Here is a 12969-nt window from a genome sequence, read left to right on the forward strand (position 1 = left end):
GTCGCGATGCATCCGTTCGACGATTCGGCAGGGCAGCCGTCCCCGGCCAACGACCGTACCCAGTTCATGCCGCGCCCTGGTGGTCGCGCGCCCGAGCCCAATCGCCCGGCGGCGCCACCGCCACCGTCCCTGGCGATGCCGGCGGCACCATTGGCCTCGGGCCAGGCACAGGGTCTGAACCCCCTGGAAAGCGCAGCCGGCCCGCTGCTGGCGCTGCTCACTCGCCTGCGCAGCACCCTGGCGCATCCGGCTCCGGCCAGCTTGCGAGCGCAATTGCTGGCCTACCTGCGCCAGTTCGAAGAGCGTGCCGAGGCGGCCGGAGTACCGCGTAACGATGTGCTGTTGGCCCGCTATGCGCTGTGTACCGCCCTGGACGAGGCGGTACTGAGCACGCCCTGGGGCAGCACCAGCGATTGGGGCAAGCAGAGCCTGCTGATTACCGTGCACAACGAGGCCTGGGGTGGCGAGAAGGTCTTCCAGCTGCTGGAGCACTGCCTGCAAAGCCCGCGCGAACGCCTGTACCTGCTGGAGCTTTTGTACCTGTGCATGTGCCTGGGTTTCGAAGGCCGCTACCGGGTGATGATCGACGGTCGCAGCCAGTTGGAGGCCCTGCGCGAGCGTACCGCCGCGACCATTCGCAGCGCCCGTGGCGAACACGAGCGCGAACTGTCGCCTCATTGGCGCGGCGTCACCGTGGCCCGGGATCGCCTGGCCCAGTTCATGCCGCCCTGGGTCGGTATCGCCATCGCCGTGGCGTTGCTGCTGGCCCTGTTGTTCGGCCTGCGCCTGAAGCTGGCGGCGGATGCCGAGCCGGTGTTCAAGAACATCCATGCCCTGGGCGAGATTCCGGTACAGACCCTGGATCGCCCGGTGATCCAGCCCAAGGTGGTGGAGCGTCCACGCCTGGCCGGGTTCCTGGCCGACGATATCCGTGCCGGGAAAGTGGCGGTGGAAGACGCCGTCGACCGCTCGGTGGTGACGATCCGCGGCGATGAACTGTTCGCTTCGGCCAGCGCCAGCATCCGCGACGACTATCAGCCGCTGATGCTGCGCATCGCCGATGCCGTGCGCAAGGTCAAGGGCCAGGTGCGGATCACCGGCCACAGCGACAACAGGCCGATCGCCACTTTGCGCTTTCCGTCCAACTGGAAGCTGTCCCAGGCCCGTGCCGAGTCGGTGCTGGAGATCCTGGCGGCGAAGACCGGGCAGCCGGCGCGGTTCAGCGCCGAAGGCCGCAGCGATACCGAGCCGTTGGCAACCAATGCCACCGCCGAAGGGCGGGCGCGTAATCGTCGGGTAGAAATCAGCGTATTGGCGGAGGGGGTCGAGTGAAGGCGTTTTTCAGTTTTGTGATTCGCTGGGTGATCCCGCTGCTGGGGCTGATCGCCCTGAGCCTGATCATCTGGTTCGTCGGGCCGCTGCTGGAGTTCCTGGTGCCGGAAGGCCGGCGCTGGGCCCTGATCATTTTCATTTTCGCGGTGTGGATCGCCTACCGGGTGTTTCGCATCATCCAGGCCCGCCGGCATGCGGCCAAGGTCTTGCAGAGCCTGGCGGCCGACACCCCGCCGGACCCGGACAGCCTGGCCACCGCCGAGGAGCTGGCGGCCCTGCGCCAGCGCATGGACGAGGCCCTGGTGCTGCTGAAGAAGGCCAAGCTCGGCGGTGACGAGAGGCGCAACCTCTACGAACTGCCGTGGTACGTGATCATCGGTCCGCCCGGCTCGGGCAAGACCACTGCGCTGGTCAACTCCGGCCTGCACTTTCCGCTGGCGGCACAATTGGGTGCAGGCGCCGTGCGTGGTGTCGGCGGTACTCGCAATTGCGACTGGTGGTTCACCGACCAGGCCGTGCTGCTGGACACTGCGGGCCGCTACACCACCCAGGACAGCCATGCGAATGTGGACAAGGCGGCCTGGCTGGGCTTTCTCGACCTGCTCAAGACCCAGCGCTCGCGCCGCCCCATCGATGGTGCCTTCGTGGCCATCAGCCTGTCCGACTTGCTGTTGGGCAGCGAAGCGGAGCGGGCGGCCCACGCCGCGGCGATCCGCCTGCGCATCCAGGAGCTGTATACCCAGCTGGGCGTGCGTTTCCCGATCTACCTGATGCTGACCAAGTTGGACCTGGTGCCAGGCTTCATGGAGTTCTTCGACTCCCTGAGCAAGGAAGAGCGAGCCCAGGTCTGGGGCATGACCTTTGCCCTGGACGATGGCAAGGGCAGCGACAGCCCCCTGGCGCACCTGCCGGCAGAGCTGGCGGCCCTGGAGCAGCGCCTCAACGAACGCCTGGTGGAGCGCTTGCAACAGGAGCGCGACCCGGCGCGGCGCGACCTGATCTACGGGTTCGCGCAGCAGTTCGCGGCGCTCAAGGAGTCCTTGCAGGGCTTCCTCGAAGGCGTGTTCAAGCCCAATGCCTTCGAGGAGCGGGTGCTGCTGCGCGGGGTGTACTTCACCAGCGGTACCCAGGAAGGCAGCCCCATCGACCGCCTGATCGGCGCCATGGCCCAGAGCATGAACCTGGACCGCCAGCACCTGGCGCGCCAGACCGGCACTGGCCGCAGCTACTTCATCGAGAAGTTGTTCAGCGCCGTGGCTTTCGCCGAGCGCGGGCTGGTGGGGGTCAATCCCAAGGTCGAGCGTCGGCGCAAGTGGATCGCCCGTGGCGCCCTGGCGGCCAGCGTGGCCCTGGTGCTGGTGGTCGGTACCCTGTGGATCGTCAGCTATCGGGCCAACCAGGCCTATATCGCCCAGGTCGACCAGCGCGTAGCGCCGGTGCGCCAGAATGTGCAGAACCTCAGCCCGGCCCAGCGCGATGTGCTGGCGGTGCTGCCGCTGCTCAACGCGACCCGCAACCTGGCCGGCGATGCCCCGGGTTGGGCCGAAGGCCTTGGCCTGTACCAGGGCGACATGCTCGAGGCCGAGTCCGCCAGTGTCTATCGCAAGTTGCTGGTGGCGGTATTCGCTCCACGGCTGATGACCCGCATCGAAGAGCAACTGCACAGCGGTGGTAATTCGGACTTTCTCTACGAGGGCCTCAAGGCCTACCTGATGCTGGCGGACAGCGAGCATTACGACGCGGACTTCATCAAGGCCTGGATCACCCTGGACTGGGACCAGACCCTGTCCCGGGAGCTGCCGCCCGACCAGCGCCTGGCCCTGACCGGCCACTTGCAGGCGCTGTTCGAGAAGCATCCGCCCAATGCGCGACTGGATCAGCGCCTGATCGAGGACCTGCGCCGCCAGTTGCAACAGCTGCCAGTGGCCCAGCGGGTCTACGATCGGGTCAAGCGCGCCAAGCTGCCGGCCGGCGTGCCGGACTTTCGCCTGAGCGAAGCCGGTGGCCGTGATGCGGCGCTGGTGTTCACCCGCAAGAGCGGCAAGCCATTGAGCGAGCCGCTGAGCGGGCTGTTCACCGCCAAGGGCTACCGCGAGGGCTTCCTGCTGGCTAGCGTCAACCAGGCCGGAACCCTGGCCGAGGAGCAGTGGGTGCTGGGTCGCGACCAGGCCGAGCAACAGAACGTCGCCAGCCTGGCCGCCGATGTGCGCCGCCTGTACTTCCAGGATTACCTGCGCCAGTGGGACGCGCTGCTGGCGGACATCGACTTCGTGCCGATCACCAGCGTGGCCCAGGCCGCCGATGTACTGCGGATCATCTCCGGCCCCACTTCGCCGTTGAAGAAACTGTTGGTGGCGGTGTCCAAGGAAACCGACCTGCAACAGGAGGAACGCCTGCTGGCAGCCCAGGGCCAGAAGGTCGAGGGCGGGGTCGACCAGCTCAAGCAGCGCCTGGGTTCGCTCTTGGGCCAGGAGCAGGCAGCGGGTCCGGCGGCCGTGGCCAGCGAAGACCCGGTGAGCCTGCACTTCGCCGACCTGATCAGCCTGGTGAGCAAGGGCGAGGGTGAGCCGGCGGCCATCGATGGTCTGCTGGCGGACATGAACGCCCTGTACGTGCAGGTCAGCGCCATGGTCGGCGCCAGCGGCGATGCGCTGCTGGGCGAAGCCAAGAACCAGGCCAGCGCCGCCGCGGCCCGGGTCAGCCTGACCGCTGCGCGCCAGCCGCCGATGGTCCAGGGGTTGGTCAAGTCGGTGGTCGGTTCTACCACCAACACCATGATGGGCGGGGTGCGCAACCAACTGAACGCGGCCTGGGTCAGCGAGGTGGTGAACGTCTATCGCCAGTCCCTGAGCGGGCGCTACCCGATGTCGCCGGGCAGCTCCCGGGATGCGACCCTGGAAGACTTCGGTCAGTTCTTCGGCACCGGCGGAGTGATGGACAGCTACTTTCGCAAGTACCTGCAGCCCTACGTCAACACCTCCACGACGACCTGGAGCTGGCAGCCGGGCGCGGCACAGAAACTGGGAATCTCCCCCGGCGTGTTGCAGACCTTCCAGCGGGCTTCGAACATCCGCGATGCGTTCTTCCGCTCCAGCGGCGGCACCCAGCCGGCTGTGCGCTTCGAACTCAAGCCAGTGGAGATGGACGCCAATATCAGCCAGTTCCTGCTTGACCTGGATGGCCAGCAACTGAGCTACGACCATGGCCCCAGCCGTCCGGTAGCGATGCAGTGGCCCAACCCGGGAAGCATTGGTGTGGTGCGCCTGTCGATCATGCCGCCGTCGGCCAGCGGGCGTTCGGGCATCACCCTGGACGGTCCCTGGGCCTGGTTCCGCCTGCTGGAGCAATCGGACCTGACCGCCACCAATTCACCGGACCGTTTCAACCTGCGGCTGCGGGTGGATGGCGCGAGCATCTCCTACGAGTTGCGCGCCAGCAGCGCCTTCAACCCGTTCAAGAGCCGAGTGCTCAGCGGCTTCAGCCTGCCGGAGCGGCTATGACGACGATGCCTGGCCTGTACGGCAAGCTGGCCAGCCGTGGCGACTTTGTCAGCCGTGGCTTGCCACAGAGTTTCATCGCGCCCTGGGACAGCTGGCTGGCGGCGGGGCTGCTGGCCAGCCAGAACGCCATGGGCGAGCACTGGTTGAATGCCTATCTGGTCAGCCCCCTGTGGCGTTTCGCCCTGGCTCCAGGCCTGTGCGGACCCCAGGCGGCGGTCGGGGTGGTAATGCCGAGCATCGATCGGGTCGGGCGGTATTTCCCCCTGACGGTCGCCGCGCTGCTGGAGCCCGGCGAAGACCTGGCCTCGCTGGTGAGCGGCCCGGACCAGTGGTTCGAACAGGTGGAGGAGCTGTTGCTGGCAACCCTCGACGAGGGCGCCAGCTTCGAGGCCCTGGAAGAAGGCTTGCAGGGCCTGGGGGCGCCGCTGGCGACAGCGCGTGCCGAGGGCAGTCATTTCGCCGGCCTGCAACGGTTCTATGTCAATGATCCGCAGGCCCGGGGGACGGTACTGGCCGCCCAGGCCCTGGATGGATCGAGTGTCTGGTGGGGGCGCGGCTCGCAGTACATCAGCCCGATGCTGCTGCGTTGCCAGGGCCTGCCACCGGCCAATGATTTTGCGCAATTTCTGCTCGGGCAAGAGGGTGCCGTCTAAATGCGTTCAGCGCCACAACTGTCCTACCAATCCGCCAGCTACAGCCATGTCGGCATGGTGCGGAAAATCAATGAAGACGCCTGGCTGGAAGCTCCGGAGACCGGCCTCTGGCTGGTGGCGGACGGCATGGGCGGGCACGCCGCCGGGGATTACGTCAGCAGCCTGATCGTCGATAGCCTGCGGGCGGTGCCGGCCGGCGACAACCTGGAGCAATACGCTGCCGCGCTGCGCAACGGCCTGGCGGCGGTCAACGCCGCCGTGCGCGAGGAAACGGCCAACCGTGGCGTGACCATGATGGGCAGTACCGTGGTCCTGCTGGCGGTACGCGGCGACCAGGCGGTGTGCCTGTGGGCTGGCGACAGCCGCTTGTACCGGTTGCGCGATGAACAGCTGGAGAGCATTTCCCGGGACCACAGCTACGTCCAGGACCTGCAGGACAGCGGCTTGCTCAGCGAGGCCGAGGCTCGGGTCCACCCGCGTGCCAACATCGTCACCCGGGCCATTGGCGTCGAGGCCCAGCTGGAGCTGTCCCAGGTCGACCTGCAGGTACAGGCCGGTGATACCTTCCTGTTGTGCAGCGACGGCCTGAACAAGACCGCCGAGGACTTCGAACTGCGCGACGTGCTCAGTCACAACGAGCCCAACGATGTGGTGCGCAGCCTGATCCACCTGGGCCTGACCCGGGGCGCGCCGGACAACATCACCGCCATCGTGATCAAGGCCGCAGGACACTGACCATGGACATTCTGATTCCCGGCTTTGATATCCAGGGCGAGATTGGCGAAGGTGCCATGGCCAGCGTGTACCTGGCGACCCAGCGCTCCCTGGAGCGCAAGGTGGCGCTCAAGGTCATGGCCGCCTCCCTGGCGGCCGACCCGAGCTTTTGCGAGCGCTTCCTGCGCGAGGGCAAGACCCTGGCGCGCCTGTCCCACCCGCACACCGTGACCATCCACGACATCGGCAATGTCGGCGAGCTCTACTACATGGCCATGGAGTACCTGCCCAACGGCACGCTCAAGGAACGCATCGCTGCCGGGCTGACCCCGGAGCAGGGCCTGACCTATATCCGCCAGATCGCCTCGGCCCTGGGCTATGCCCATGCCCAGGGGTTGGTGCACCGTGACGTCAAGCCGGCCAACATCCTGTTCCGCGCCGATGGCACGGCGGTGCTCTCGGACTTCGGCATCGCCAAGTCCCTGGACGATCGCACACAGTTCACCCAGGCCGGCTTCGCTGTCGGCACCCCAAGCTACATGAGCCCCGAGCAGGCTCGTGGACAGGACATCGACGGCCGCGCCGACCTCTATGCCCTGGGCGTGGTGCTGTATGAAATCCTTGTCGGCAAGCTGCCGTACAACGGCACCGATGCCTTGTCCACGGCCCTGGCCCACCTCACCGAGCCGTTGCCGGAGCTACCGGTGCACCACGGCCGCTACCAGCACATCCTGGGTAAGCTCCTGGCCAAGGACCCGGCGGAGCGCTACCCGGATGCCGCAGCCTTGCTGGCGGCCCTGGACAACCTGCCGGCGGCGGCCCCGGAGGTCGAGGCGACGCTGATCCAGCCGTTGCCCTTGCCGCCCCTGGAAGTGCCCGTGGGCAAGGACCTGGCCGGGCTGACCCCGGTCTCCATCGAGATTCCCCAGCAGGCCCCGCAACCGGCCCCGCGCCAGGAGCCGCGTCCGGAACCTGTGGTGCCACCGCAGCGCGTCTCCAGCCTGCCGCCCCAGGGCGCCGAGCCGACCGGCCAGCGGCGTGGCCCGGTGCTGGCCCTGGCCGGCGTGGCCGTGGCAGTAGCCCTGGCCGTGGCTGGCGGTGGCTACTGGTGGTTGTCCGGGGACAGCCCGCAGCCAGCGCCCAAGACCGCGACTCCGACCCCGACCTCCGGTAGCGGGAGCACGCCCAGCGTGGCGCCACCGGTTAGCCAGCCTGTGGCGAGCGATGTCGATGGCGGCCAGCGGCCGTTGTTGATGCCGGGCAAGAAAACCCTGTTCCAGCGAGTGCTGAGCAAGCCTGGAGCGAGCTTTTCCAGCGAGCCCGGGGCGGCGCCAGGCCCGGCGGTGCCGGCGTTCTCGGTGCTGTATGTGTACCAGCGCAAGCAGGTTGGCGGGCGCCCGTGGCTGCGCCTGGGCGCGGCCAGCGATGGTCGTAGCGCCGGCTGGCTGCCAGAGGACCAGGTCAGCGACTGGAAGCAGAGCCTGGTACTCAAGTTCACTGAGCGCTCGGGGCGGGCGCCAGTGATGTTCGTGCGCCAGGCCAGCCAGTTGGAGCGCCTGCTGGCCGATCCTGCGGCAGCCAAGAACCTGCTGCTCAACGCGCAGAAGAATCCCCAGGACGACCAGCAAGTGCTGGCCCTGGAACCCAATGCCAGCGCCGTGCCCCAGGACCAGTTCTACCTGCTGCCGATCTTCGACTCCAAGGAGAGCTTCGACGAAAACGGCCAGCCGGTGCAGTTGCTCAATATCGCTTCCATCGATCCGGGCAGCACCCCACAGAGCATCAGCGACAGCACTGGCAAGAGCCTGCCGGTGAATACCGCGCCAGCCGCCGGTGATGCTTTCCGCACGGCCGTGGTGCTGGTGGTGGACACCTCGGTATCGATGCAGCCCTATATCGACCGGGTCCGCGATGTGGTGCATGAGCTGCAGAGCAAGCTGGCCGCGCGCGGCGAGTTGGACAGCGTCAGCTTCGGCCTGGTGGGGTTTCGCAACAACACCAGCAAGACGCCGGGATTGGAGTACGTCACCAAGACCCTGGTGAGCCTGGACCAGGGGCGCGATCCGCAGCGTTTCCAGCAGTTGGTAAGCCAGGTCAAGGCCACCAATGTGTCCAGCCATTCGTTCAACGAAGACGCCTTCGCCGGAGTCATGCAGGCGGTGGAGGGCATGGACTGGAAGGGCTATGGCGGTCGCCTGATCCTGCTGGTCAGCGATGCCGGCGCCTTGCGCAAGAACGATCCCTATAGCCGGACCCAGATGAATGAGGCCGAGGTGCGCCAGGCGGCCCTCGGCAAGCAGATCAAGATCTATGCCTTGCACCTGCGGACCGACGCCGGGAAGAAGAACCACGCCCAGGCCGAGACCCAGTACCGGGTGCTGACCGCCGATGCCAACCCGAAGATCGGCGACCTGTATATCCCGGTGCCCGGTGGCGATGTGGGCAAGTTCGGCGAGCGGGTCGACGAGATCGGCACAGTGTTCGCCGACCTGGTGCATCAGGTGCGCAGCAATCAGCAACAAGCGGTTCCGATGCTGGCCGCAAGCCCGAGCCTTGCCCAGAAGTCCGCGGCCATCGGCTATGCCATGCACATGGACTTCCTTGGACACAAATCCGCCAGCCAGGCGCCGCAACTGGTCAGCGCCTGGACCGCCGACCGCGACCTGACCAACCCGGCGCTGCCAGCGTTCCAGGTCTGCGTGATGCTGACCAAGCTGCAGCTCAACGACCTGCAGCAGTCGCTGAAGCTGATCGTCGATGCGGCGCGCAAGACCCAGACCTCGCCCAAGGATTTCTTCCAGGAAATCGCCAGCGCCAGTGCCTACATGAGCCGCGACCCCTCGGCCTTGCGCAAGGGCGGCAATCTCGCCGATGGCGGCGTGCTGGGGGAATACCTCGAAGGCCTGCCGTACCGCAGCAAGTCGCTGAACATGACCCAGGACCTGTGGTTGTCACTGAGCGTGGCCGAGCAGGAAGACTTCATCGATGAGCTGGATTCGAAGATCCGTCTCTACGAGACCTTCCACAACGACCTGGCCAACTGGGTACGCTTCGGCGATGCCGAGCCGGGTGATGCCCTGTACCGCGTTCCCTTGTCGACGTTGCCCTGATGCTGAACCTTTCGGATGTGCGCAAGAGCCGCGGCGAAGGCCGCCAACGCTACAGCCTGGTGATCCCCAGGCTGCAATTGCGCGCAGGCGATCAACTGGCGGTGGTGGGCCCCAGCGGGTGCGGCAAGAGCACGTTGCTCGATTTGCTGGCGCTGGTGTTGGCCCCGGATTCGTCCAGGTGCTTCGAATTCGCACCGCTCGACGCTGCCATCGATATTGCCCAGGTCTGGCGGCAGGCTGGGCACAGCGCCCTGGCCGAGCTGCGCAGCCGGCACCTGGGGTATGTACTGCAGACCGGCGGCCTGCTGGGCTTCCTCGATGTACGGGGCAACATCGGCTTGCCGCGCAAGATGCTCGGGCTGGCCGATGAGGGCATTCCCCGGCGCCTGGCCGAACGCTTGGAGATCGTCGACCAACTGCACAAGAAACCCGCCGACTTGTCGGTGGGCCAGCGCCAGCGGGTCAGTTGTGCCCGGGCCCTGGCCCATGGCCCGCAGGTGCTGTTGGCGGACGAACCGACGGCGGCCTTGGACCCCTTGAACGCCCAGCGAGTGATGCAGCTACTGGTGCAGCAGGCGCGGGACCAGCAGCTGTGCTGCGTGGTCGCCACCCACGATGAACCCCTGGCCCGGGCCAATGGCTTGCAGGTCCGGCGGATTGCCTGCCAGCGCGATGCCGATGGTGGCGTCACCGCGACCCTCGGGGAGGCTTGCTGATGCGTGCGGCCCTCACAGCGGCGCTGGCCTGGCAGGACTATCGGGCCGATACCTGGCTTTCGGCCTGCTCAGTACTGGCCCTGGTGGCGGTGATCGCTCCGTTGCTGGTGCTGTTCGGGCTCAAGTTCGGCCTGGTCAGCAGCCTCACCGAGCGCTTGGAAAAAGACCCGGCGGTGCGCGAGATCATTCCCCTGGGCGGCGGGCGCTTCAGTGCCGCGTTCATTGCCGAACTGCGCCAGCGCCCGGACGTGGCGTTCGCCTTGCCCAGGACCCGGCAGATCGCCGCCACGGCAGAGCTGGCGCGAGGCGAGGGGGATGTTGGCCTGACCGTGGAAATGCTGCCTACCGCGCCTACCGACCCCTTGCTGGGGCCGTTGCCGGCATTGCAGGGCATGAACGGGGTGGTGCTCAGCCGCACCGCCGCGGAGAAGCTCGGGGTCCGACCGGGAGACTGGCTGCAGGCCAGTTTCGGCCGCCAGGTGGCCGGGCGCAGCGAGGTGCAGCGGACCCGGGTCCAGGTCGAGGGCGTGCTGCCCCTGGAGGCCTTTGCCCGTGATGCCCTGCTGGCGCCCCTGGAGTTATTGGAGGCCGCCGAGGATTACCGCGACGGTCGTGCGGTGCTGGCCATGGGCTGGGCCGGCGGGGCCCCGACGCAGGCCGGGCAGCGGGTGTACCCGGCGTTTCGCCTGTATGCGCGCAGCCTCGACGATGTCGAGCCGCTGCGCCGGTATTTCGCCGAGCGCGGCCTGCTGGTGTCGACCCAGGCCCAGACCATCGCCCAGGTGCAGTCCTTGAGCCGCAACTTGTCGATCGTGTTCTGGATCATCGCCGCGTTGGCCCTGGCCGGGGCCTTTGCGGCGATCTTCGCTGGCGCCCTGGCGGCGGTGGAGCGCAAGCGCCGGGAGTTGTCGGTATTGCGCCTATTGGGTTTTTCCACCGCGGCGCTGCTGCTGTTCGTGGTGTTCCAGGCCCTCTACAGCGCGAGTCTTGCCGCTGTGTTGAGTGGCGTGCTGTATGGCCTGGCCCAAGCCGGGCTGAATCATCTGTTCATGCAGGTGCCGGGCGAGTATGCCAGCCACCTGCTGCCGGCCCATTACGGGCTGGCCCTGTTGGCGACGCTGGGCGTCAGTAGCCTGGCCGCTGCGCTGGGCGGTTGGCGGGTGTCGCGCATTGAAGCTTGTGAAGGAATTCGCGATGTATAAGTTGATCAGCACCGTGCTGGCCATGACCCTGGCGGGGGCCGTGTGGGCCGAAGAGCCCGTTAATAAGATGGACAACCCCAAGCCCCTGGCGGGCGATGTCAGCCTGCCGTTGCCCTGTGACGGCGAGATGCTGTTTCGCTACGTCTATGTGCTGGCCCAGGGCACCCTGGACGACCGTGAGATCAATCTGGGCTATCCCTTCGCCGAAGGCGAGAGCGGGTACCAGCAGTCGTTCATTTCCGGCTATCGCCGGGACTACATCAATGGCCAGTTCACCCTCAAGGACTTGCCGGGCGGCTGGGCCAAGACCATTGGCCCGCTGTTGCCCAAGACCGGCGCCGGGGTACCGCTCAAGCCGATGATGTATTTCATTGGCAAGTATGAAGTCACGGCCCGCCAGTACGCCCAGATCATGGCCCAGGCCCAGTCCCTGGCCAGCGGCGAACCGGCGCCGGCCTGCGAGGCGCCGGATGGCATGCAGGGGCGGCTGCCCAAGGTCAAGCTGTCGCGTTTCGAGGCCGAGCGTTTCGCGGCGGTCTACAGCGCCTGGCTGATGAAGAATCACCGCGACCTGCTGCCGGTCAGTGGGCGTGGCGGCTCCGCCGAGGATGGCGGCCTGGGCTTTGTTCGCCTGCCCACCGAAGTGGAGTGGGAATACGCGGCCCGTGGTGGCCAGGCGGTGAGCCGCCAGGAGTTGGAGGGCCGGCTGTTCCCACGGCGCGTGGAGGGCAGTGAAAGCGACGGCCCGCTGGCCGACTGGGCGGTGTTCAACCAGGTCGCCGGAGGCACTGGCCAGGCGGCGCGACTGATGCCGATCGGTACCAAGCTGCCTAACCCCATTGGTTTGTTCGATGTGATTGGCAACGCCGCCGAGATGGTCCAGGAGTCCTTCCAGTTGGTGCATGCCGGGCGGCGCCAGGGCACCTACGGCGGTTTCGTGGTCAAGGGCGGCAACTACCTGGAAGGCGAGGGCACGCTGTTCACCGGCATGCGCCGCGAATACCCGCTGTTCGCCGCCGATGGCACCGAGCAAAGCAACGAGACCACGGGTTTCCGGGTGGCCATCGGTGCCTTGTCGGCGCCTCGGTCGCGCTACAAGGAACTGTTCGCCCAGTGGCAGAAGGAAGGGCGCCTGGCGTCCCTGACCGATGCCATCGATGACGCCCAGGACCCGACCAAGCGCCTGGACAGCATCATCGCCGCCAGTGTCGATCCACGGCTGCAGGCGGAGCTGGGGCTGGTCAACGAGGAGCTCAAGCGCAACGTGTCGCTGATTGCCCAGCAACGCGAGGAAGCGGCGGGCAACCTGATTCAGTCCTCGGCACTGGTGGCCGAGACGATCAACAACTACAACATTCGTCTGACCAACCTGAAGAAGAGCCAGCAGCAGGCCCTCGATGCCAAGGATGAACCCAGCGCCAAGCTGTTCGCCGAAGCCATCGACAATGGCCGCAGTGCTCTGGACGGGGCGGTGGCGATCTACATCGACAACCTGGCCACGGGCACCCGTTACACCGACGCGGTGATCCAGGCGCAATTTCAACGGATCAAGGAAGAGCTCAATCGCAAGCCGGTGCTCGGCAAGAGCCTGGTGACGCGCGCTACGTTATTCGTTCGCCATGTCGGGGACTATCGCCAGAAACGGCGAGCCGACCCGGCGACGATTTTGAAGGAACTGCTCGCATCGACCGGTCAGAAGTCATGACCGGCCGTTGTCTGTCGAGCCTGGAGGATCTCGACCG

At 66.8% G+C, this 12969-nt stretch carries 8 protein-coding genes; all 8 read left to right on the top strand.

Features of this window, described 5'->3' with window-relative positions:
* Positions 1-6: 6 nt before the first annotated feature.
* The 8 genes from C4K39_RS17650 to C4K39_RS17685 are packed head-to-tail and all read left to right on the top strand — an operon-like array spanning position 7 to position 12932.
* Positions 7-1332, top strand: coding sequence for a DotU family type VI secretion system protein (locus C4K39_RS17650; protein WP_068577635.1), 1326 nt, complete (start codon positions 7-9; stop codon positions 1330-1332).
* Positions 1329-4832, top strand: coding sequence for a type VI secretion system membrane subunit TssM (gene tssM, locus C4K39_RS17655; protein WP_068577636.1), 3504 nt, complete (start codon positions 1329-1331; stop codon positions 4830-4832). Before C4K39_RS17650 ends, tssM begins: the two co-directional genes overlap by 4 nt.
* Positions 4829-5485: a type VI secretion system-associated protein TagF gene (gene tagF / locus C4K39_RS17660; protein WP_124347091.1), complete on the top strand. Its 657-nt coding sequence runs from the start codon at positions 4829-4831 to the stop codon at positions 5483-5485. The genes tssM and tagF overlap by 4 nt, the downstream gene beginning before the upstream one ends.
* Complete coding sequence (locus C4K39_RS17665; protein ID WP_068577639.1) at positions 5486-6220, top strand: PP2C family protein-serine/threonine phosphatase; 735 nt, start codon at positions 5486-5488, stop codon at positions 6218-6220.
* 2 nt (positions 6221-6222) lie between these two features.
* On the top strand, positions 6223-9309 hold the full coding sequence (locus C4K39_RS17670; protein ID WP_124347092.1) for a serine/threonine-protein kinase: 3087 nt from the start codon (positions 6223-6225) through the stop codon (positions 9307-9309).
* Positions 9309-10025 carry an ABC transporter ATP-binding protein gene (locus C4K39_RS17675; protein WP_068577643.1) on the top strand — a complete coding sequence of 239 codons (717 nt, stop codon included), beginning with the start codon at positions 9309-9311 and terminating at the stop codon, positions 10023-10025. Before C4K39_RS17670 ends, C4K39_RS17675 begins: the two co-directional genes overlap by 1 nt.
* Positions 10025-11227, top strand: a complete 1203-nt coding sequence (locus C4K39_RS17680) for an ABC transporter permease (RefSeq protein WP_068577644.1) — start codon at positions 10025-10027, stop codon at positions 11225-11227. The genes C4K39_RS17675 and C4K39_RS17680 overlap by 1 nt, the downstream gene beginning before the upstream one ends.
* A gap of 22 nt (positions 11228-11249) precedes the next feature.
* Positions 11250-12932 carry a formylglycine-generating enzyme family protein gene (locus tag C4K39_RS17685; RefSeq protein ID WP_225926611.1) on the top strand — a complete coding sequence of 561 codons (1683 nt, stop codon included), beginning with the start codon at positions 11250-11252 and terminating at the stop codon, positions 12930-12932.
* Positions 12933-12969 lie beyond the last annotated feature (37 nt).

Source organism: Pseudomonas sessilinigenes, from assembly GCF_003850565.1.
Lineage (GTDB): Bacteria > Pseudomonadota > Gammaproteobacteria > Pseudomonadales > Pseudomonadaceae > Aquipseudomonas > Aquipseudomonas sessilinigenes.